At 67.8% G+C, this 21,582-nt stretch carries 17 protein-coding genes; 6 read left to right on the forward strand and 11 right to left on the reverse strand.

Annotated elements, in window-relative coordinates; translation table 11 throughout:
- Positions 1-2: 2 nt before the first annotated feature.
- Complete coding sequence (locus ACFV2X_RS39885; protein WP_385626198.1) at positions 3-812, forward strand: SDR family oxidoreductase; 810 nt, start codon at positions 3-5, stop codon at positions 810-812.
- Between the two features lie 102 nt (positions 813-914).
- Here the strand turns inward: ACFV2X_RS39885 and ACFV2X_RS39890 are convergent, their stop codons facing one another.
- The 4 genes from ACFV2X_RS39890 to ACFV2X_RS39905 form a co-directional block, all read right to left on the reverse strand.
- Positions 915-1,382: a YybH family protein gene (locus ACFV2X_RS39890; RefSeq protein WP_385626199.1), complete on the reverse strand. Its 468-nt coding sequence runs from the start codon at positions 1,380-1,382 to the stop codon at positions 915-917.
- Between the two features lie 152 nt (positions 1,383-1,534).
- Positions 1,535-2,749, reverse strand: a complete 1,215-nt coding sequence (locus ACFV2X_RS39895) for a hypothetical protein (RefSeq protein ID WP_385626200.1) — start codon at positions 2,747-2,749, stop codon at positions 1,535-1,537.
- A 5-nt stretch (positions 2,750-2,754) separates the two neighbouring features.
- On the reverse strand, positions 2,755-3,192 hold the full coding sequence (locus ACFV2X_RS39900) for a hypothetical protein (protein ID WP_385626201.1): 438 nt from the start codon (positions 3,190-3,192) through the stop codon (positions 2,755-2,757).
- Between the two features lie 177 nt (positions 3,193-3,369).
- Complete coding sequence (locus ACFV2X_RS39905; RefSeq protein ID WP_385626202.1) at positions 3,370-5,655, reverse strand: PQQ-binding-like beta-propeller repeat protein; 2,286 nt, start codon at positions 5,653-5,655, stop codon at positions 3,370-3,372.
- Between the two features lie 1,456 nt (positions 5,656-7,111).
- On the opposite strand from ACFV2X_RS39905, the gene ACFV2X_RS39910 reads away from it, so the two are divergent.
- Genes ACFV2X_RS39910 through ACFV2X_RS39920 form a run of 3 tightly spaced genes read left to right on the forward strand, consistent with a single transcriptional unit; the run spans position 7,112 to position 12,186 of the window.
- On the forward strand, positions 7,112-8,056 hold the full coding sequence (locus ACFV2X_RS39910) for an ABC transporter ATP-binding protein (protein WP_385626203.1): 945 nt from the start codon (positions 7,112-7,114) through the stop codon (positions 8,054-8,056).
- Positions 8,053-9,429 carry an ABC transporter permease gene (locus tag ACFV2X_RS39915; RefSeq protein WP_385626204.1) on the forward strand — a complete coding sequence of 459 codons (1,377 nt, stop codon included), beginning with the start codon at positions 8,053-8,055 and terminating at the stop codon, positions 9,427-9,429. The genes ACFV2X_RS39910 and ACFV2X_RS39915 overlap by 4 nt, the downstream gene beginning before the upstream one ends.
- A 6-nt stretch (positions 9,430-9,435) precedes the next feature.
- Positions 9,436-12,186, forward strand: coding sequence for an alkaline phosphatase family protein (locus ACFV2X_RS39920; RefSeq protein ID WP_385626205.1), 2,751 nt, complete (start codon positions 9,436-9,438; stop codon positions 12,184-12,186).
- A 73-nt stretch (positions 12,187-12,259) separates the two neighbouring features.
- Here ACFV2X_RS39920 and rox read toward each other — a convergent pair whose 3' ends face one another.
- Both rox and ACFV2X_RS39930 read right to left on the reverse strand, forming a co-directional pair.
- Positions 12,260-13,837: a rifampin monooxygenase gene (rox, locus tag ACFV2X_RS39925; RefSeq protein ID WP_385626206.1), complete on the reverse strand. Its 1,578-nt coding sequence runs from the start codon at positions 13,835-13,837 to the stop codon at positions 12,260-12,262.
- A 232-nt stretch (positions 13,838-14,069) separates the two neighbouring features.
- On the reverse strand, positions 14,070-14,543 hold the full coding sequence (locus ACFV2X_RS39930) for a nuclear transport factor 2 family protein (protein WP_385626215.1): 474 nt from the start codon (positions 14,541-14,543) through the stop codon (positions 14,070-14,072).
- Between the two features lie 248 nt (positions 14,544-14,791).
- Here ACFV2X_RS39930 and ACFV2X_RS39935 point away from each other — a divergent pair, with 248 nt between their 5' ends.
- Positions 14,792-15,970, forward strand: coding sequence for a cytochrome P450 (locus ACFV2X_RS39935; protein ID WP_385626207.1), 1,179 nt, complete (start codon positions 14,792-14,794; stop codon positions 15,968-15,970).
- Positions 15,971-16,225: 255 nt separating this feature from the next.
- On the opposite strand, the gene ACFV2X_RS39940 is transcribed toward ACFV2X_RS39935, so the two are convergent.
- The 3 genes from ACFV2X_RS39940 to ACFV2X_RS39950 all read right to left on the reverse strand — a co-directional run bounded on the left by ACFV2X_RS39940 (position 16,226) and on the right by ACFV2X_RS39950 (position 18,485).
- A complete protein-coding gene (locus ACFV2X_RS39940) occupies positions 16,226-16,390 on the reverse strand; it encodes a hypothetical protein (RefSeq protein ID WP_385626208.1) in 165 nt (54 codons plus the stop codon).
- 80 nt (positions 16,391-16,470) lie between these two features.
- Positions 16,471-17,340: a hypothetical protein gene (locus tag ACFV2X_RS39945; RefSeq protein ID WP_385626209.1), complete on the reverse strand. Its 870-nt coding sequence runs from the start codon at positions 17,338-17,340 to the stop codon at positions 16,471-16,473.
- A 221-nt stretch (positions 17,341-17,561) separates the two neighbouring features.
- Positions 17,562-18,485: an endo-beta-N-acetylglucosaminidase H gene (locus ACFV2X_RS39950; protein ID WP_385626210.1), complete on the reverse strand. Its 924-nt coding sequence runs from the start codon at positions 18,483-18,485 to the stop codon at positions 17,562-17,564.
- Between the two features lie 522 nt (positions 18,486-19,007).
- Between ACFV2X_RS39950 and ACFV2X_RS39955 the strand changes: the two genes are divergently transcribed.
- On the forward strand, positions 19,008-19,238 hold the full coding sequence (locus ACFV2X_RS39955; RefSeq protein WP_385626211.1) for an e9imm peptide: 231 nt from the start codon (positions 19,008-19,010) through the stop codon (positions 19,236-19,238).
- A 289-nt stretch (positions 19,239-19,527) separates the two neighbouring features.
- Here ACFV2X_RS39955 and ACFV2X_RS39960 read toward each other — a convergent pair whose 3' ends face one another.
- On the reverse strand, positions 19,528-20,889 hold the full coding sequence (locus ACFV2X_RS39960) for an aspartate aminotransferase family protein (protein WP_385626212.1): 1,362 nt from the start codon (positions 20,887-20,889) through the stop codon (positions 19,528-19,530).
- A 2-nt stretch (positions 20,890-20,891) separates the two neighbouring features.
- Complete coding sequence (locus tag ACFV2X_RS39965) at positions 20,892-21,365, reverse strand: Lrp/AsnC family transcriptional regulator (protein WP_089508051.1); 474 nt, start codon at positions 21,363-21,365, stop codon at positions 20,892-20,894.
- Positions 21,366-21,582: the final 217 nt, after the last annotated feature.

Here is a 21,582-nt window from a genome sequence, read left to right on the forward strand (position 1 = left end):
TCATGACCAACAACCTTTCAGAAGACTTCTCCCAGCCCGCCCCCGGTATGTCCGCGGGGCTGCTCGCCGGCCGGGTCGCGGTGGTCACCGGGGCCAGCGCCGGCATCGGCGCCGCGACCGCACGCCGCTTCGCCTCGGCCGGAGCGGCGGTCGCTCTGCTCGGCCGGCGATCCTCGCTGCTGGAGAACCTCGCCGCGGACCTGTGCAAGGAAGGCTCCGCCGACGTCCTGCCCCTCGCCGTCGACGTCACCGACCCCGCCGCGTTGGCAACCGCCGCGGCGACGATCCGTGATGCTCTGGGCCGGCCCGACCTGGTCGTCGCCAACGCCGGGGTGATGCTCGGAGCGCCGTTCGACGAGGCGGATACCGCCGAGTGGGACCAGATGATCGACGTGAATCTTCGAGGCCTGCTGGCCACCGGCCGGGTCTTCGTCGCCGACCTCCTCGCCGCGGCGGACGCCGGACAGGCCGCGGACCTGGTGAACCTCGGCTCGACCGCGGCCGAGGTGATCTTCGCCGACTACCCGGTCTACGGTGCGACCAAGGCCGCGGTCACCCAGCTGACCCGCAACCTGCGCGCCTCGCTCGGGCCTCGCGGCGTACGAGTGCGGTCCGTCGACCCGGCGTTCGCCGTCACCGAACTCGGCGCTTCCATGGCACACGAGGCCACTCGGGCGGGGCTGGACGAGATGCGGTCGGCGATCACGACCATCACCGCCGAAGACGTGGCCGACGCGATCACGTACTCGGTGGCGGCGCCGGCCCGGGTCAACATCGCCGAGCTGACGGTCGTTCCCACCCAGCTCGGCTGAGAAACCGAGACCGTCAGTGCTCGATCGCCCGATCGACGCGTGGTGAGGGGGCCGGTACCGGCCGAGCGAGCCCCCCTCCCCGGGCCGAGCCGGTGTACGCGGTCAGCCGGCCTCGTACACCGGCAGCCTTCCGTCCAAGCCGCCCGCGGGCAGGACACGGGTCGAGTTGTGTTCGCGGACAATCCGCCACCCGTCCGGCGTTCTACGCCAGACCAACGAGGTAGTGGTACGGATGTCCGTGGCACCGTCAGGCGTGGTGATCCGCGCTACGAACGTCAGTGTCGACGCCGCCAGGTGGTGGCTCGCGATGACGTGCGGGCCGTCGTCCACGGCATGGTGAGCGGACACCATCCGATCGAAGTGGGGCTCCCAGATCGAGCCGTAGCCAGTGGCTGTCGTCGCGACACGCTGCTCGGGGTCGAAGTCGTCGTAGAGGCGGAGGTCCGGAGAGTCGAAGTCGTAGAACTCGCCGAAGGTACGCCGGAAGTCGAACGGCGCGTCCCCCTCGTTCCGCTCCCAGCCGAACACCCATCTGCCGTGCAGCTCCGCAATCAATCGCTCATCGTTCATGACTCGACGCTAGGCTCGCGGAAGTGGTGCAGGAAGGGTCTGCCACACCCACCCGGGTGTCTCGGGACCGGCCGTCTTCATCGCCGTAGGGGAAAGCTGGATCCGACCGGCCGCGATGACCAGCTTCTTCACGGCCTGGGCCTGATCGAGTTCTACACGGAGATCGTGAGCACGCCCAAGAGTTCCTCTGCAGCGGTGCTGATCACGGTGAGAACACAGCCCGCCATCATGACGACGGGCACCGCCAACCGCCGTCGCAACGCGCGGATCTGAGGGCCGTTGGTGAGCGAGGCGAGCCGGAGCGCCTTCTCCTCGCTCGAATGCCTGGCCTGCAGCTCTCGGAGAAATACCACCATATGGGATGTGGTGTCGGCGTCCCGGCACGCCTCCGTGTCCGCGCGCAGTTCGTGGACCAGTGGGATGAGGCGTGCGGCACGCCGTACGCTCAGGATCCCCAATGTGACCGTGCCCACGAAGTCGGCGGCGACGACCCCCGTATTCGCTGTCAGCGATGAGACCGTCGCCGCATCGACGAACACGAGGAACTGCCCGATGCCCGGGCATACGGCGAGAAGGCGCTGCATGCCCGGGTCGCCGTGCCGCACATGGGAGATTTCGTGCAGCAGCCGGACCGTGGCCTTCGGATCCCGACGAAGTTGGGGCCGCCAGTGCGAAGGAATGATCACGATGTTGTCGGGATCCCGCAGATTCAACCGGATCTGCCGAGAGCCATGCCTCCAGGCGAAAGGGAGCATGACCACCAGAGCACAGACGAGGAACACCATGAACAACGGGGTGTCGGTGAATTCGGGGATGTCGTTCTGGAACACCGCTGCGGCAATCCCCAAGACAGCACCCGCGCCGTACAGCAGCTTGTTTCGGGGCACGGTCCAATCGGCCAGCCGCCCCAGCCGCCCCGGTGTCGGGCGGGGAATGTGACGTGCCCGCAGGTTCGCCTTCTGGTCCCATACACTCACGGCCCGCAGACGGTCGGGATCCAACCCCGCAGAGACGAATGCCGCTCGCACCCGTTCCCATGCCGAGTCGGACCAGTCCACGAGGCGGTATTTCATCCCGCCGTGGCGATGGTCGTACGAACGCCTGGCCCAGACCTGCATCACGATGATCAGCACCACCGCGAAGGACAGACAACCGGCCGCGAGAGCAGACAAGAGAACGGCGATGGGATTGGCGACCGGGTCGCCGCCTTCCTGACCGATAACCACGACAACCAGGGGGAACAGCGCGAAGGGCGCGAGAATCACCGCCCACAGCGCGCGGTGAGCGCGGCTCAGCGAGTGCAGTTGCCGCGATCGGTGCGAGGCGAGCGACGCGCCCGCGACGGCGCGGTCGTCTACTGTCTCCACGTCCGCTACGCCGGGTCGATGGGTTGGCCCTCGGCTCGTGCCCACGCCTCCAGCTGGGAGCGCACGATGAGGCGCAGCGTCTCCTCGTCGAGCTCTGCCGGCACGGCCAGTTGACGCGTGACGGCGTCGGCCACATCGTCCGGGGAGTCCTCCCCCGGCTCGCTCCCGCGGAACAGCTTCACCACGAAGGTCACCGCTTCCCGGATACCGCGCTCGATGGCCATGTCGGTCGCCACGGACACCACCTTGACCGCGATCTGGCCGAGCAGAGTAAGTCCGATCCCGAGAAAGACATGGGTGTCGGCAATGCCCGCATCGGCGTCATCGACCAGCGCCGAATCCTCCCCCGGGATACGGCCGCTCTCCCGCATGTCCTCAGCGAACTCCGAGAAGAGATCCTCTCGGTCCTCCGGAGCCACCAGTGCGGCCGACGCGTCGACCATGGCGAGAATGCACTCGACATCAACGTCCCTTGCCCCCTGCACGGTTCCCCCTCGCCGCACACTTCACGTGCGTATCAGGCGCCTTTTCGCCTCATAAATGACGCTTGAGAGCGTATCGTCGTGATCTTGACCTCTTGGGGGGATTCCCCACATTCCCGGGCTTCCACGTCCGAGGGGTCACACGCGCACCGCCCACAGTGTGCCGCCGTCGTCGAGGAACGCGATCGAGTCGCCGCTCGCGGCAGGCTCGCTCATGGACGTGCTGTCGAACTGGCCCGTCCAGAGCGTGCGGCCACGCTCCACTCCGACGATCCGCACGCTGGTCCAGCGCTGGAACACTCGCGCCTGCTCTGTCCCGGAGAGCAGGGCGTATTTGCTGGTGGTCTGCACTCTCTGAGTGTCGGCATGCCACCGCTTCGTGCCGTCGTCGGCGGCCACGCACACCGGCCCCGATCCCGTGGGCAGGACGAACCCGCCCGCCACGCTGGTCGTCGCCTGTTCCTTCAGGCCAACCTCTTGGTACGTACTGCCGTAGGTCCAGATCTGCTCGCCGGTGAGTCCGTTCAGTGCGGTCGGCTTCCGGCGGGGCCCCGCGGCCAGCGGAAGGAACACCGTGGTGCCCGACACCAGCTCGTCGAGCGGCTGGAAGGCCCCGGTGGTGAAGGTGTCCGGTTTGGTCTTCTGGAACGGGCTCCGCCACATCACCTCACCTGTGTCCGCCCTGCGGCAGACGAGGTCGACGGGGGCTGTCCTGCCGTCCTCGTAGCAGAGCAGGCCCTCACCCAGGGGCTGCGCCAGATCGCCCTGCGGCTGGAAGCCGGAGCGTGTCCACAGCTTCTTGCCCGTCTTGCCGAGTAGCGCGATTCCGCCGCTGCAGAGGATCAGGTCGCCGGCCAGGATCCATGTGGCGTCGTAGGGGGAGGATACGTCGGTCGCCCATCGCTGGTTGCCGGTACGCGGATCGATTCCGATCACGTGACCGTCCTCTCCAGTGATCAGCAGGCCGCTGGGCCGGTGCACTTCCAGCCTCATGGCGCTGTTGGAGACCGAATGCTGCCACCGGCGCTCGCCGGTGGCAGCGTCGAAGGCGTGCACCTGTCCGCCTTTGTTATCGGAGTACCGGGTCAGGGCGATCAGCGTGCCGCCGACGACCGTGAAGCGTGTTTCCCGGGACCAGGCCGCGTTGAGGGACTTCTTCCACAGACGCTTACCGGTGGCAAGGTCGAAGGTGTGGAGCGCGGCGGTCTCCTTGTAGTAGTGACCGGCGGCCACATGACACCGGCCGTCGGCCAGGACGACGTCCGGACCGTCGGAGTTGATCAGGTCGACGTCTGCGATCTTCTGCGACCAGGCGACCGGGTCCCGCTCGGGGTCGCCGGTCAGGTACATCGCGGCCGCCCCTCCGGCGACCGCGACCGCGGCGACGCCCGCGCCCCCCAGGAGCAGGCTGCGCCGGCTCATGCCTGTTCCACCGGACGGCGCGGCGGGCGCCTGAACCGTGGATGCCGCCGCGAGATCGTCGGACACGGAGGCAGCCGCAGGCGGTGAGCTCGCCCCGCGCTCCTCCCGGTCGGCGACGGTGGGGGTGTAGCGAACCGCGGGTACGGCCTGCCGCACACCACCCAAGCGCCGCAGCTCGTCGGCGAGCACGGCGGCCGATTCGTATCGCTCGCGCGGGTCCTTGGCCAGCAGCCGGCCGACCAGACGGTCCCACGGAGCGGAGACGCCGGACACGAGGCTGCTCGGCGCCGGGGGCGGATCGTGAAGGTGCGCCGTGATGTACCCGAGGGTGTCCGGGGCATCGAACGGCAGCCGCCCGGTGAGCAGTTCGAACAGCACACACCCGAGGGAGTACAGGTCGCTGCGCTGCTCGGGGCGCCCGCGTGCCTGCTCCGGTGCCATGTACGAGGCCGTGCCCACCATGAACCCGGTCTGGGTCAGCCGGTCACCGGTGGCCGAGGCGTCGGCGGCGCGGGCGATCCCGAAGTCGAGCACCTTCAGGCCACCCGAGGCCGCGACGAACAGATTCGCGGGCTTGATGTCGCGGTGGAGGATGCCGGCGCCATGCGCCTCCCCCAGCGCGTCGCACACCTGCGCCCCCCACCGCGCCACCTCCTCCTCGCCGACAGGTCCGCGCCGGACAACGGCGTCCAGGCCCTCGCCCCGGAGCAGTTCCATCACGAGGAACGGCGTCGTGCCCTGGCTGGTGGTTGCCTCACCGAGGTCGTGGACGGTCACGATATGGGGATGCTGAAGCGCGGCGTTGATCCGCGCCTCCCGCAGAAACCTGGCGCGCGCCTCGTCGGCCCGACTGCCGCCACCCGCAAGGACCGAGATCACCTTGACCGCGACCGCCCGCCGCAGACTGGCGTCCTGCGCCTCCCACACCTCCCCCATCCCGCCGCGCCCCAGCGGGCGCACCAGGCGGTAGCGGTCAGCGAGTATCTGATCCCGGTCGTCCACAGCCCCAAGTCCCCCGGTGGTAAGCGGTTCTCACACGGCAGCGTTGATCGTAGACCGCGCCCCCGATGACACAGGACCCGGGCGACAGCGGACATCACCCGTCCGCTCTCGCGCGGGAGCGCACCGGGTCACCGGTCCGGTGCCGGGTCTTCCGTCTCGTGCTGCAAGGGCTCCGCCCGGCCATCAACTGAACAGCTGCACGGGGTGAGTCTGGCCGACACCGGCCGCGCACGTCTGACGGACATGCTCGCCACGGCGGAGCAGATCGCCGCCGAGATCTTCGCCGAGCGTGGGTCGCCGGGTACGAGGTGAGTGCCGACCCGAAGCTGGGGTTCACCGAGGCGCAACGGTACGAGGCGTGGGACGCCGAACGGTGGATGGGCGTGTGGTCCCCGGCCACGCCGCCCGGTTGAACGAACAGGCAAGGCGGAGGCGGCCCAGTGACCGGCTTCGGCAACCAAAAGCCGCCCCGCACTGAGTTTCGGATCAAGCCGCGCACGGAGGCTTTAGTGGCCACGGGCATGTCCATATGACCGACGCCCAGGCCTCACCCACCGAACCGTTGTACTCGCAGGCATACGCGGAGATCCTGCCCTTCGCACGCTGGACCCTTGCCGATTCATCGCATTTGCGGCACGCGGTCTGCTGATCGCCACCGAAATGCCCCCAAGGAACAGATCCTGGTTGAGGGCGCGACGACGAGCAGTAGGCGAGCACCCCCACATCACCGCTGCCCGCGGGATGGGTGGCTTGGACGGCGGCGACCGCTGCCGGTGCAACCGTGAGGCTGGCGAAGGCAAGCACGACTGCTGCCGCGCCCGCAGCGAACGGGGTACGCCGCGTGAAGGGCCGGAGGCGCACACTCAGCAATTTACGCGAACTCATAACGCTCCTTCGGTAAAGACGTCGCGGCAGGTGAAATCAGTCCGCCGCCCGAACCGTTCCTGTCTGGATTACCGGGCGACCTCAGATGTAGCAGCCCAATCCTTGTTCGCGTTCGGAGGACTGGTATCGAACAAACAACTCCTGAAAAATATGAGCATTGCGCCAGCAGATCTACGACGAAGCCGGGCACAGCCCCGAACGACAGCAGGCCCGGCTCGCGGCCGACGGCGACCTCGAGCCCGGCGACGGCCCCGATCGGCACAAAATGCCCAGATTCGGACCACGGCAACCCATGGATGCCGAACCCCGCGGAGACTCCGAGGGCGCAGCGCAATTCCGCTCCGCGCCCAGTTGGCATTCACCGCGGCATTCACCATTGCAACTCATTAATGAAAGCATCCATCTTTGCCCAAGTAATGGCAAAGACGCTGGTCAAAACGCGGGCGCCCCCGCTCGGCGGCGACGTCGAGAATGCCACGTCGTTTCATGTTCTACGTACATTCAACTCTCCACCCTTATGAGCGACATGATCAATCCATAGGGTCCTTGAGGCATTTGAAGGAAGGGACCCATGGAAGAACTCCGCGCAATCCGGGCTCGCGGTATCACGAAGAGCTTCGGTGATGTCGTCGCCCTGGACGGCATCGATCTCGATGTAACGCAGGGTCAGATCCACGGCCTGGTCGGACCGAACGGCGCCGGAAAGACGACATTGCTCGGCCTTCTGCTGGGGCTCGCGGTGGCCGACGGCGGTCGCCTGGAGGTCCTGGGTACACCGGTCGAGCGGGCACTCGCCGCTCCCGACGGTGTGGCCGGCTTCGTGGACGGCCCCGCTCTCTACCCCTCGCTCACCCCACGGCAGAACCTCGCCGCGCTGGCCTCGCTCCGCGGTCACGACGCGCGCACGGCGGGGATCGACGACGTACTCGCCGAGGTCGGTCTCACCGACGTCGCCGACGACCGTACCCGCGGCTTCTCCCTCGGCATGCGCCAGCGGCTCGGGCTCGCCGCCGCCCTGCTGACCAAGCCCCGGCTGCTCGTGCTCGACGAACCGTCGAACGGCCTCGACCCGGCGGGCAAGAAGCATGTGCACGGTGTCCTCAACCGGCTCACGGCCGACGGAACCGCCGTCGTGCTCTCCAGCCACAACATGGACGACCTCGAGGCGCTGTGCTCCGAGGTGACCATCCTCGCCGCCGGACGCGTCGTCTTCTCCGGCCCGCTGAGCGAGCTGGCCGCCGAGAACCGTGAACTCGACTACCGGCTGGTCACCTCGGACCCGCAGGCCGCGCGCCGGCTGGCGGACGACGCACCGGGGATCCAGGTCGTCGACGACGCCGGGATACGGCAGGACGCCGAACTGCTCGTCGTACGCGGCCTGGTGCCGGCCCTCGACCAACTCGTGGTGCGGCTCGTGGCGAAGGGCGTCGCGCCGCGCGAGCTCACTCCCTTGGTGTCGCCGCTCGAAGCCGCGTTTCTGACCCTCATCGAGCAGCAGCAGGAGGCGGGCAGATGACCGCGACCCTCACCCAGAGCCCGGAACAGGAACACGAGCAGATGACCGGGGGCCGTCGCGTCCCCGTCATCCGGGCCTGTCGCTTCGAGCTCGTCAAGCTGGTCTCCCAGTGGCGGATCCGCGTGCTGGTACTCGCCTGCTGGATCGCTCCCGCCCTCTTCGTCGCCGGGGTGAGCCAGCAGAGCACGCTTCCCGTCGACACCCTCTTCGGGCGCTGGATGCTCGCCTCCGGGTGGGCCGGGCCGCTGGTGGTGCTCGGTTTCGCGGGGACCTGGGCGCTCCCGCTGCTGACCTCCGTCGCTGCCGGTGACGTGTTCGCCGCCGAGGACCGGCTCGGCACCTGGCGCCATCTGCTCGTGGCGGTCCGCTCGCCCCGGCGGATCTTCGTGGCGAAGGCGGTGGCCAGTCTCACCGTCCTGCTGCTGCTCGTAGCCGGGCTCGCGGTCTCCAGCACCGTCGGCGGCCTGCTCGTGGTCGGCAACCAGCCGCTGGTCGGTCTCGACGGCCATCTCCTCGCACCATCGGACGCCGCCGTCTCGGTCCTGCTCGCCTGGGTCTGCGTCCTCGCTCCGACCCTGGCGCTCGCCGCACTCGGCCTGCTCGGGTCGGTCACGCTGGGACGGTCCCCGATGGGGCTGCTGGTGCCCGTGCTCGTCTCGCTCGCGATGGCGGTCGCCCAGATGCTGCCGCTTCCGGTGGCCGTGCGCGTCGCCCTGCCGAGCTACGCCTTCATCTCCTGGAACGGCCTGTTCACCAGCCCCCGACAACTCGGCCCGCTGCTGATTGGCATCGCTGTCAGCCTCGTGTGGGCCGTGGTCGCGACGGCGCTCGCGTATGTGCTCTTCGTACGGCGCGACTTCACCAACCTGACCCACGACGGTTCGGGCCGCCGCGCGATCACCGTCGGAGTCCTGCCGCTCGTCGGGGTGGCCGCCGCGTCGTTCGCGGTCGTCGCCGCGACGACCTCGGCGACGGGCTCCGGGATCGAGCAGGACAAGGTGCAGCGCTCGCTCGCCACGGCGTTCGCGCACCTGTACCGCATGCAGACCGACCAGCTCAACCGGCCCGCCGTCACCGAGGCCCAGTTGAAGGCCACGGCGTCGTGCAACAAGGGATCCGCCAGGGTCGCGGCGGAAGGCCCGGGCAACGACTGGCGCTGCGTCGTGACCTGGCATCTTCCCGGCGTCGAGGCCACAGGACAGGCCATCTACCAACTCGACGTCACTCCGGACGGGCGGTTCATGGCCGATGGCGATGGACCGAAGGAAGTGAACGGCTACTTCCTGGTGCGGACCCCCGACGGGGACGCACCGAACCCGCTGTGGCAGTTCGACGGCAACGTCGAACTGCTCGACACCACCCCGAAGGGATAACACTCCATGCAGGTAACTCGCCGCCGTAAGCTCGTCCAGGAAGCTCGGATCAACCTCATCCGCAGACGCATCGGCCGCCGGATACCGCTGTTGACGGCGGGCACCACCGCTGTCGCCCTCGTGGCCGCCGGCACGGCGCTCGCGCAGACCCACCAGTTCGGCACTGACCAGGTCGGCCAGGTCACCGAGAACGGCCAGGTCGTCTCCAGCAACCAGTACATCGCCCCGTACGGCGACCGTCTTGTCATCAACCAGGGCAAGATCATGTCGTCCTCGGTCAGCCCGGACGGCACGCACATGGCCGCCTCGGTCACCGACGGTGGCGCGGCCCTGGCCATCGTGGACCTGAAGAGCTGGAAGACGCAGCAGCTCGTCAGCAATGCCGCGTCGTCGAACCCCCGCATCAGCAGCAACAACGTGGGCCAGGAAGGCCCGACGTACTCGCCCGACGGCAAGCAGCTGTGGCTGGGCCAGCCGGACGGCTACACCGTGTTCACCGTGAACGCGGACGGCAGCGTCGCCGGCCCGAGGACCGTCAGCATCCCGGCGCAGGGGTCCAAGCACGCCCTGGTGGGCGCGGCGGCGTTCTCGGCCGACGGCAAGACCGTGTACTCCGCGGTCAACGGCCAGAACCGGGTCGTCGCCATCGATGCCGCGACCGGGACCATCCAGCAGAGCTGGAACGTGGGCAACGCCCCGCGCGGCATGGTCGTCGTCGGCAACAAACTCTACGTGAGCAACGAGGGCGGTCGTCCCGCCAAGCCCGGCGAGCCCACGATCAACTCGTACGACACACAGGTCCTCGCCGACCAGAAGACCGCTGCCACCACCAGCGGCACGGTCAGCGTCATCGACCTGGCGAACCAGGACGCCGCGGTCGCCGGCATCGAGGTCGGTCTGCACCCGACCGCCGTGTATGCCAAGAACGGCGCGGTGTTCGTCACCAACACCGCCGACAACAACGTGTCGGTCATCGACACGGCGAAGGACAAGGTCGTCCAGACCATCTCCACCCAGCCGTGGGCCAAGGCTCGGGTGGGCTACGAGCCCGATGCGGTGACCCTCACCGACGACGGTCACCTGCTGGTGACCCTCGGCCGCGCCAACGCCGTCGCCGTCTACAAGTACACCTCCGCGCAGGAGCCGGTCGCTTACGTCGGCCTGCTCCCCACGGACTACTTCCCCTCGGAGATCACCACGTCCGGCAACGAGGTGTACGTCTCCAACACCCGTGGCATCGACGCCCGCCGCAAGGCCGCCGGCGGTCGCGGCACCCACGACACGACGTCGAGCGTGCAGAAGTTCACGCTGCCGGACGACAGCGTGATCAAGTCCTACACCGGCAAGGTCTTCAAGCAGAACGGCTGGAACGGCCAGTCGCTCAAGAAGTCCGACGGCTCCCCGGCCAAGCCGGTGCCGGTCCCCGTCAAGCTGGGCGACCCCTCGACGATCAAGCACGTCTTCCTGCTCGTCAAGGAGAACCGGACCTACGACCAGGTCTTCGGTGACGTGCCGCGGGGCAACGGCGATCCGTCGCTGGCCGAGTTCGGTGAGAACGTCACGCCGAACCAGCACGCCCTGGCCAAGCAGTTCGGCCTGTACGACAACACGTACGACATCGGCACCAACTCCGCCGAGGGCCACAACTGGCTGATGCAGGCCGACGACCCGGAGTACACCGAGTCATCGGCCGGTGAGTACGCCCGCAGCTACGACACCGAGGACGACGCCCTCGGCCACCAGAAGACCGGCTTCATCTGGACCGGTGCGCAGGCGGCCCACAAGTCCGTCCGGAACTTCGGTGAGTTCCAGCAGTTCCTGACCAAGCCGACGGGCGCCAGCTGGCAGAACCTGTACTGCGACAGCAAGAACATGGCGGCGACCGGTCAGGACACCGCCTACCCGCTGAACTCGACCTCGCCGATCCCGTCCCTCAACGACGTGTCGGTGCACGGCTTCCCGAAGTTCGACACCAGCGTCCCGGACGTCTACCGGGCACAGATCTGGAAGAAGGACTTCGAGAAGAACGGTCCGGCGAACCTGAACATGTTCTGGCTCTCCAGCGACCACACCGGTGGCCCGGTGAGCGCCGCCTCCCAGGTCGCCGACAACGACCTCGCCGTGGGCCAGATCGTCGACGCGATCTCGCACAGCAAGTACTGGAAGGACTCGGCGATCTTCGTCGTCGAGGACGACTCCCAGGCGGGTCTCGACCACGTGGACGGCCACCGTGCCCCGGTCCAGATCATCAGCCCCTGGGCCAAGCACTCCACGGTGGACAGCCACTACTACTCGCAGATCAACATGATGCGGACCATCGAGCAGATCCTCGGGATCCAGCCGATGAACCAGAAGGACACCGCGGCCACCCCGATGGCCTCGGCGTTCACCCAGCGACCGGACTTCACGCCGTTCAAGACGCTGCCCAACCGGACCTCGCTGACCGACGGTGTGAAGACCCCGCCCTCCTGTGGTCTGGACACCCCCGCGGCGCAGAGCCTGAAGGCGGCGGCCGTGCCGTCGGCCTCGGTGCCGACGGACATGAAGAACGTCGCCGCCGAGTGGGGCCAGTGGAAGTCGAAGCAGCGGCTGACCGGTCCCAACGCCGTTCCGGACTACGCTCCCCCCGCCCAGATGAACCATCTCACGTGGTACGAGACCCACAACTGGGCGAAGCCGTACCCGGGAGAGAAGAAGATCTACGCTCCGCAGGACGTGCCGGGCGCCGCCATCCCTTCGGCGGAGAACGACGGCTGACGCAGGCCCATATGCCGGGGTGGCCCCTGGTCGGCATCATCGCCGGTCAGGGGCCCACCTGCGAAGCGCGAGGTCAGCCTGCTCGGGCGGACCGGGGCGGACACAGCCCACCAACGCGCTTGCCGAACCAGCGGGAGAGGTGGTCGTCCAGGTCCTGCTGACCGTCGCCGATCCAGGCGACGTGGCCGTCGGGGCGTAGCAGGACGCAGGGAACATCCAGTGCCGCGGTGGGGTCCGCGAGGTAATCGACCCGGTCCGACCAGCCGCCGACGGTCAGGCGTCCGGTGCGGTCCAGCAGCAGGCCGCGGCCGCGATGCAGCAGACCGTAGAGGTGGCCGTGTTTCACCTCGATGTCGGGCAGGCGGCGGCCGAGCAGGTCGGGGCCTTCGCCGAAGTCGTAGCGGATGCCGATCGCGGTGATCTTCTCGATGAGATAGCGGTTCACCTCGTCGAAGTCCATCAGTTCGGTGAGCAGCCTGCGCACGGCCTGCGGGCCCGGTTCGGTGGAGTGCAGTTCCATCTGGGCGCGGGTGTTGTCCAGCACGTCCTCGGCGACCGGATGACGTTCGGCCTGGTAGGTGTCCAGCAGAGTTTCCGGCGCCCAGCCGCGGATCTGTGCGGCCAGTTTCCAGCCGAGGTTGAATGCGTCCTGAACGCCCAGGTTGAGGCCCTGTCCGCCAGTGGGTGGATGGATGTGTGCCGCATCGCCGGCCAGCAGCACCCGCCCGACCCGGTAGCGTTCGGCCAGCCGGGTGGCATCCCCGAAGCGGGACAACCAGCGCGGGGAGTGCACGCCGAAATCGGTTCCGGCGACGGCGCGCAGCCGTTGCTTGAAATCCTCGAGGGTGGGTGGTTCCGCGCGACCGCTGACTCCCTCGGCCGGGACTACGACGCTGTATGCCCCTTCGCCGAAGGGCCTGAGCCAGAATCGCTTATTGGTCTCGCCGATTTCGGTCACCTTGGCGGCGATCTCCTCCCGCGGCACACCCACTTCCATCTCGCCCATCAGCGTCTCGGTCCGCGAGGGCTCGCCGGGGAAGCCGACGCCGAGCAGTTTGCGCACCGTACTGCGTCCGCCGTCACAGCCGACGAGATAGCGCGTACGCAACTGTTCGCCGTCGGCCAGCTCGACGGTCACCCCCTCGTCGTCCTGCTCGAAATCGGCCACCGCACAACCGCGCCGGACCTGCGCACCCAGTTCGATCGCATGCTCTTCGAGCAGGCGAACGATGACCGGCTGCGGGATGCCCAGCAGATAGGCGTGCGCGGAATCCAGGCCCTGGGGCGCGGGTTTGTTGATGGCGGCGAAGAATCCGCCGGCCGGACGCTGTCTTCCGTGTTCGCGAATACGGTCCAGCAGTCCGCGCATTGCCATCAGCTCGAGGCTGCGAATGTGCAGACCGACGATGCGGACGAACGACACGGGCTCGGTTTCCTGCTCCAGAACGAGTACCCGCACATCGTGCAGCCGCAATTCGGCGGCGAGCATCGCACCGGTCGGCCCGCACCCGGCAATGATCACGTCGAACATGAGGGGCGCGCGATCGGCGCCGAAGGGCGACGACCGGAGCCCGGGGGCGTCGCTCACGGTGAAGTCGCGCTCGGCCGTATCGTTCGAGGACGGCTCGGTGGTGTACTGCGGAGAGTCCATAGGTGTTGCCTTTCGGGAGTGCCTTGTTGTGGAGGCGCTCCCGGCGACACCTACGTCAATCGCCGGCCGTGGCGGGAAGGGGGAGCACCCACGTCGATACTGCGTTCATGGGTCTCACCTCCTCGGGCGGTGTCACGGTCCACCGCAAACTACAAGCCCGAGCATCACCCCGTCCAATCCTTTCCAGCCACGTGAGACCGGGGGCCTTGTCGACGCCCGTCCCGGGGAATGGCTACCGCTGTGCGGCAGCCTGGCGCAGATGGCGACTCACATCGCCGACCAGGTTGATACGGACCCGTCGCGCTACGAAGCGCCACTGCCCATCACGGCGCTCGAAGCGGTCGTGGTACCGACCGCCGGCGATGGGTTGCAGCGGCAGGTCGGGCAGCGCCTGCATCACGGTGACGTACGAACGCGAGACCGCCGTGCTCGCCTGTTCGTCGACCTCGATGGCCACATTGGTGGTGACATGCTGGGTTCGCGGCGTGCCGTCGGCGTAGACGATCAGAGTGTCCTGGAACATCTTCTCGATCGCGTCGCGCCCGCTCACCGGCTCGCCACTGCCTGTGAAGGTGGCGTCAGCGAGAAGGATGCCGAGCCTCGCGAAATCGCCGTCGTCCACGAGCTCGGCGTAACGTGCGATCAGGTTCTCGATGGCCCGGTGGCTCGATGCCGGATCGGCGGGCATGCGGGTGGATGTGGCCATGGTCTCCTCCAAGCGAGACGGACGATCTTCAGCGCACTGCCCCGCGACGACAAGGCGCGGCATGAGCGCGAAGGCATCGAAGGCCGGTCGTGCCTCCACGTACGTAGACGTACGTAAAGGTACGTTGTTCTTGCCGACGCGAAGGATCCCCTGTCGCGGGAGAGTTCTTCCACGGGGTCTCTTCCTGCCGTGCGGCAACCGTAAGTTGCTCGTCGCGGTGTTCGCTGCACCCGTCTCCTGGAGAACCGTTGTCCCAGATACCTGCCAGCGACGTCGATCTCTACACCGAATCGGCGCGCACCGACCCGTACGAAATCTATGCCGAGCTTCGGGCTCTCGGGCCTGTGGTGCACCTGTCCCGCTACGACCTCTACGCGTTGCCCCGCTACGACGAGGTGCGCGCGGCGCTGATGGACTGGCAGACGTTTTCGTCAGCGCGTGGAGTGTTCGTGGATCCGGACGTGAACGCCCAACTGGAGGGGATCACGCTGTGCAGCGACCCGCCCGAGCACACGGCGATGCGTTCGGTGCTGGGGCGGCCGTTGCGGCCGGATCGGATGCGCGAGGTGACTCCGCGGATCGAGGCCGAGGCCGACCAGGTCGTCGAGCGGGTTGTCGGCCGGGGCCGGTTCGAGGTCGTCACCGAACTGGCGGAGTACCTGCCCATGACCGTGGTGTCGGACCTGGTCGGGCTCCCCGATCACGGACGGGAAAAGATGCTGGAGTGGGCCGCGGCCATCTGGAACACCCAGGGCCCCGCCGACGACCGGGCAGCCGCGGCGGGGCCGGCCGTCGAGGAGTTCATGGCATTCGCCATGAATGACGCCGTGCCGGGAAAAATCGACCCCGACGGCTGGGCGGCGCAGCTCTACGAGGCCGCCGACCGTGGCGAGATCTCGCACGACAAGTGCCCGGTGATGATGCTCGACTACGTCACTCCCAGCCTGGACACGACAATCCTCGCGATCGCCAACGCGGTCGCGTTGTTCGCCCAGCACCCGGACCAGTGGGATCTGCTGCGCAAGGACCGCTCGTTGATTCCACACGCGATCAACGAGTCGTTGCGCCTGGAAACCCCGGTGCCCCAGTTCAGCCGGGTGCTCACCGAAGACCACGAGATCGGCGGAGTTCCGCTGGCCGCCGGCTCACGGGTCGCGCTGCTCTATGCCTCCGCCAACCGCGACGAGCGCCATTACCCGGACCCGACGCGCTTCGACATCACCCGCCGCCCTTCGGACCACCTTGCCTTCGGGCGGGGCGAGCACGTGTGCGTCGGGATGCACCTCGCCAGGCTGGAGATGAGCGCGTTGCTGGAAAGGCTCGCCGACCGGGTCGCCCGCTTCGAGATCCTCGAACACCGACCGGTGATCAACAACGGGTTGCGCGGTTTCGACTACCTGGACGTGGCGGTCGAACCTGCGACCTGACGCTCGTCAGGTCGTGCTGCCAACCGTCCGACGACACTCCCGCCCGCGGGGCGGGTCGGTCGCGCCGGCCTCCTTGGGGGGCCGGCGCCGACGCGTCCACGCTCACCGCCGCGGTCACCGAAGTGACCTGAGCAAACGGGGAGTTGCGGGCGTGCTGTGTGGACACCGCGTCGTGCCCTTCCGCCGTAGGAGAGGTGCCCGCACACCATACGTACGAGTGTCGGAGCAGGTCGAGAGGGCCTACCGGGATTGCTCTCAACGTCCCATCACGGCGGGGGCGGCCAGAGCGGCTTCCCGGAGGGCCGCCGGGTCGCGAACGCCGTCCGAGTTCACGATCTCGCCGAACAGGCGGACCTCCTTGGCGAGCGGCCCGCCCTCGTGGGTGGCGTTGCGGTCGCGGATGCCCCCACGCAGGGCCACGGCTCATGCCGTGATGGCTGTGCAGGTGGGTTGTGAGAGCGCTTGTCCGCAAGTGCTGAGAGCGCCGAGCCGGGTTTCGTTCAGCCACCGGTGAAGTACGACGGCGTGCGGACTCGCATGGTGCGGGCGAGCTCTCGGAGAACGGCGCTGCTCACTGGAGGGGTGCGGGCTTGGAGGACCGCGACAGCGTCGCCGACCCGGGTGAAGTACTCGACGTACTGGTGGTTCGACCACCGCCACACTCCACGAGCCACCGGGGTGCAGGCGGGTGACGGCACAGGGTAGACGCTGGTGAGCGCGGCGCAGTGGGAGGGTGGGGTGAAACCCGGTTGTACGGGGCCGACGGTCACCTGGATCTCCCGGTCGAGCTCGTCCATGGTGCTCGCGCCCCTGCCCAGGCTGTCGGGTGAGATCCGGTAGTAGAAGGTGGCCTCGACTCCGGCTGCCGCCCCGTGGGTGCCAACGCCGTTCAGGTGGTAGCCCGCGGGCAGTTGCGGCCCAAGCAGGGGGACACGGGCATCGGCCAGTTCGTTGCCCAGCTTGCTCCGGTCGAGCTGTGTGGTGGCGAGCGAGTCGAGCGGCATCAGCAGGACCAGGGCGAGGGCCGCGGCTGCTCGCGGCCACAGCGGCCTGCGCGACTGGGTGAACCAGGCCGCGAGGGCGAACGCAGCCGCGCATAAGGCGGGTTGGGCGTACTGCGTGCCACCAGGGAGCCACCGGACCACGTTGGTGCTCAGGACCAGATACCCGCCGATGCCGGTGCCGAGCAGAGCGGTGAGCCAGGCCGGCCGGATTTTGAGGATGCGCAGGGCTGCCCAGGTGAGGAGGAAGTTCAGCAAGGGCACGAGGTAGCCCCACAGGACGGCGAAGCCGAGGCAACCGTAGCCCGGCGCGTTCCGGCAGCCGCTGAAGTCCACCAACAGCCACGTCGCGAACACAGAACTGGCCACCCCGGCAAGCCCGACCCCAGCAGCCTGTGTCGCACGCTTCACATGCCGCGACCGCTTCACAGCCGCCGGTTCGACCGGCGCAGTGGCCATCCTGTCCTCCCCCACCCCGACCAGAGCGTAGTGGACCAACAGGCGCCACCGCCGAGCAACACGTGCTCTCACCCACTCGCTATGACAAGCTCGCTGTCCAGCCCGACCAGGACGACCCCGCGTGGGTCGCCTTACGGCGTGTAGACGGCGTTGCTGCCGTACAGTTCCCTGGTGAACGCGGAGACATCGGCGCTGCGATTGGCGCCGTCGAGGTTGTACGTCAGATAGACGCCGTACCCCTCGCTGACGGTGCGGCGGGCGAGGTCGGCGGCCGCGGTCTGTGAGGTCCGGCCGATCTCGACAGCCGCCGGCGACAGCTTCGACTTGGGCAGTGCCACGCGGGGAACCTGCCAGGTGCCGTAGTACGGGTTCCAGGCGTAGTCGAACTTGGACGAGACGTCGACGCCGCCGTAGGAGAGGCGCGACGCGGCCGGGCCGATGTTGTAGAGGCTGATGATCTTGTCCGGCATGTTCGCGCGCAGCGCCGTCACCAGGTGCACGAACGAGCTGTCGTTGGGCTGGCCTGTGCCGTTGTTGCCGTATTCGGCGTACTCGTCGTCGAAGTCGATTCCGTCAAGGCCGTACTTGGCCACGGCGTCCGACAGTTTTTTCGCGAACGCCGAAGCCGCTTGCTGGGAAGGGAAGTTGGCGAAGCCCGCACCCTGATGGTTGCCGAGCACCGAGAGGACGACCTTGATGCCCTTCCGCTGCAACGGCCGTATCTCCGTGGCGGCGTTGTCGAGGACGCGCTGCACGTTCTCGTTGAAGTGCAGATAGGCCGCCTTCGTACCCGTGTCGTAGTTGATGTTCGCCGCGAAGACCACGGCGACGTCGAAGACGTTGCCGCCGCCGTTGGCGAGGGTGTACTTGCCGACGTTCAGCATGCTGTTGTTGTTCACCTCGACGTACGCCACCGAGGTCGGCCCCTGTTTCGCGGGAGCGGGAGCGGGGGCCGCTGCCGCGCCGGTCGCGGCGGTCCCACCGAAGGCGAGGGCCGCGACCGCCGAGAGCGCGAACGCGGCCGTCCGTATTCTGCTCCGTACCAGACGTAACATCGTTGACCGGTCTCCCCTCGCATGGGTCGGCGCCCGACCTGTTCGAAAGCGCCGAGTGAGCCCTCCAAGTCTTCCGCTCCCGTAACCGAATCCCGAGAATCGCGCGCGAACTCTTCACGACTCCCACGCACGTCACGCCGCGCCCCGGCGCCTGGGCAATGGAGTTTGTGCGTCCAGATCCACGGTCGGCATTGCGAGTGCCGATACAGCCCGATCCTGCGCCGGCACCACAACCCGCTAGTCGCCGCCGTTCATCATGGCGCCCGCCGGTCGTAGATCAGCAGCAGCTGTTCGGAGCCGTCGAGGAAGCCGTCCTCACGCGTCCTTCACCCGTCCGATCCGGGACAGGTCCTCGCCCGGGTCCAGGGCACGCGTGGCCGCCTGGGGATCGTCGGCCAGAGCGACGGTGGCGGCGGATGCGGAACTCACTATCATGTCCACGCCAGTCTTGCGGGAACGGTGGCGCAGACTTACCACCGCCGAACATGCGTCTCGCCAAGTTGACCTCGTTGAGGGGGCCCGATGAGTGCAGCGGGGATGAGCCGAGCCGAGGCAGTTGCCCTTGTGCGGAGGATCATGGATGCGGACTACGCCTCCGAAGAAGAGGCGGACAACTGGCTGGACATGCTCGACAGGGCCCTGGCATGTCCAGCCGGACACGTCAGTGGCCTGATCTTCTGGCCACCAGAACGGGAGCTCTCCGCCGACGAGGTAGTCGATCACGCCCTGGCATATCGACCGATCGCGCTGTGACAGTGTCTCCGTGCCGTGAATTCGCGGCCGGGCAGGCACTCGAACGCGGCCACCTCGCCGAGCGCCCTTGGCTCAGCGCGGTCTGAGCCACCTACTGGGTCGCCCTCTCACGCCTGGTCTTCTGCCGACCCGACGGACAACCACTTCGGCCCCAGACCGTCCTGGACCGACTCCGCCGAAGCACACGGAGGAAGGCCGCTCCCGCACCTCTGCGGAAACGGCCTCCGGCCCGCGAGAACACCGGTCGGGACGACAGGATTTGAACCCGCGGCCCCTTGACCCCACCCGCTCAGAGCTTGGTCCACGCCTCCGTCAGCACCCCGCGCAGCACCTGCTCGATCTCGTCGAACACCGACTGGTCGGCGATCAGCGGCGGCGCGAGCTGGACGACCGGGTCACCGCGGTCGTCGGCCCTGCAGTACAGGCCGTTCTCGAACAGCGCCTTGGAGAGGAAGCCGTAGAGGACCCGCTCGGTCTCCTCCTCGTTGAAGGACTCCTTGGTGGCCTTGTCCTTCACCAGCTCGATGCCGTAGAAGAAACCGTTCCCCCGGACATCGCCGACGATCGGCAGATCGTGCAGCCGCTCCAGCGTGGACCGGAACGCGCCCTCGTTGTCCAGCACATGCTGGTTGAGGCCCTCGCGCTCAAAGATGTCGAGGTTGGCGACGCCGACCGCCGCCGAGACCGGGTGGCCGCCGAAGGTGTAGCCGTGCAGGAAGGTGTTGTCGCCGCGGTAGAAGGGCTCGGCGAGCCGGTCGGAGACGATGCACGCGCCGATCGGGGAGTAGCCCGAGGTCATGCCCTTGGCGCAGGTGATCATGTCCGGGACGTAGCCGAACTTGTCACAGGCGAAGATCGTGCCCAGCCGTCCGAAGGCGCAGATGACCTCGTCCGAGACCAGCAGGACGTCGTACTGGTCGCAGATCTCGCGGACCCGCTGGAAGTACCCGGGCGGCGGCGGGAAGCAGCCGCCCGCGTTCTGCACCGGCTCCAGGAACACCGCGGCCACCGTGTCCGGGCCCTCGAAGAGGATCTGCTGCTCGATCTGGTCGGCGCACCAGCGGCCGAACGCCTCGGGGTCGTCACCGTGGATCGGCGCCCGGTAGATGTTGGTGTTGGGCACCTTGTGCGCACCGGGGACCAGCGGCTCGAACGGGGCCTTCAGCCCCGGCAGTCCGGTGATGGACAGGGCGCCCTGGGGGGTGCCGTGGTAGGCGACCGCCCGGGATATCACCTTGTACTTGGTGGGCTTGCCGATGAGCTTGAAGTACTGCTTGGCCAGCTTCCAGGCGGTCTCGACCGCCTCACCGCCACCGGTGGTGAAGAAGACCTTGTTGAGGTCGCCGGGGGCGTGACCGGCGAGCCGCTCGGCGAGCTCGACGGCCTTGGGGTGGGCGTAGCTCCACACCGGGAAGAAGGCGAGCTCCTGGGCCTGCTTGTACGCGGTCTCCGCGAGCTCGACGCGGCCGTGGCCCGCGTTGACCACGAACAGCCCGGCGAGGCCGTCGATGTACCGCTTGCCCTTGTCGTCGTAGATGTACGTGCCCTCACCGCGCACGATCGTGGGCACGGGGGCGTTCTCGTACGACGACATGCGGGTGAAGTGCATCCACAGGTGGTCGTACGCCGTCTTGGAGAGGTCGGCGCTCATTGCTATCTCGTTCCCCAGGTATAGGTCTGCTTCCGGAGCTTGAGGTAGACGAAGCTCTCGGTGGAGCGCACACCGGGCAGCGTGCGGATCCGCTTGTTGATCGTGTCGAGGAGGTGATCGTCGTCCTCGCAGACGATCTCGATGAGGAGATCGAAGGAGCCTGCGGTGACGACTACGTACTCGACCTCGTCCATGACGGTCAGCGCGTCCGCGACCGGGTCGAGGTCACCATCCACGTTGATGCCGACCATCGCCTGGCGCCGGAACCCCACAGTGAGAGGATCGGTGACGGCGACGATTTGCATCACGCCCTGGTCGAGCAGCTTCTGCACGCGCTGCCGCACGGCCGCCTCGGACAGCCCCACGGCCTTCCCGATGGCGGCGTACGGCCGACGACCGTCCTCCTGGAGCTGCTCGATGATCGCCAGGGATACGGAGTCGAGCGACGGCGTGCCGTTCTTGTCAGGTGTGGCCACGCACCTCACTGTGCACGAGGGTTGACTGTCCCGCAACCCTCGATCAATGAATTTCGTCGTTCAGGCGCCGTGAGATCACTGATTCCGTTGTTCTGCTGCGGCGGGCATATTGAAAGCGTCGTCCAGCGGACTACTGTGGGTGTCTCACCCATCGGACACCTGACAGGGAGGGGTGGCACGTGACCACCGAACTGCGTCGTCTGCGCAACTACATCGA

This window comes from Streptomyces sp. NPDC059679, assembly GCF_042734105.1.
Taxonomy (GTDB): Bacteria; Actinomycetota; Actinomycetes; order Streptomycetales; family Streptomycetaceae; genus Streptomyces.

Coding starts and splice junctions, on each gene's coding strand:
- ACFV2X_RS39885 (WP_385626198.1), top strand. CDS start 3: ATGACCAACAACCTTTCAGAAGACTTCTCCCAGCCCGCCCCCGGTATG.
- ACFV2X_RS39890 (WP_385626199.1), bottom strand. CDS start 1,382: ATGAACGATGAGCGATTGATTGCGGAGCTGCACGGCAGATGGGTGTTC.
- ACFV2X_RS39900 (WP_385626201.1), bottom strand. CDS start 3,192: ATGGTCGACGCGTCGGCCGCACTGGTGGCTCCGGAGGACCGAGAGGAT.
- ACFV2X_RS39910 (WP_385626203.1), top strand. CDS start 7,112: ATGGAAGAACTCCGCGCAATCCGGGCTCGCGGTATCACGAAGAGCTTC.
- ACFV2X_RS39915 (WP_385626204.1), top strand. CDS start 8,053: ATGACCGCGACCCTCACCCAGAGCCCGGAACAGGAACACGAGCAGATG.
- ACFV2X_RS39920 (WP_385626205.1), top strand. CDS start 9,436: ATGCAGGTAACTCGCCGCCGTAAGCTCGTCCAGGAAGCTCGGATCAAC.
- rox (WP_385626206.1), bottom strand. CDS start 13,837: ATGGACTCTCCGCAGTACACCACCGAGCCGTCCTCGAACGATACGGCC.
- ACFV2X_RS39930 (WP_385626215.1), bottom strand. CDS start 14,543: ATGGCCACATCCACCCGCATGCCCGCCGATCCGGCATCGAGCCACCGG.
- ACFV2X_RS39950 (WP_385626210.1), bottom strand. CDS start 18,485: ATGTTACGTCTGGTACGGAGCAGAATACGGACGGCCGCGTTCGCGCTC.
- ACFV2X_RS39955 (WP_385626211.1), top strand. CDS start 19,008: ATGAGTGCAGCGGGGATGAGCCGAGCCGAGGCAGTTGCCCTTGTGCGG.
- ACFV2X_RS39960 (WP_385626212.1), bottom strand. CDS start 20,889: ATGAGCGCCGACCTCTCCAAGACGGCGTACGACCACCTGTGGATGCAC.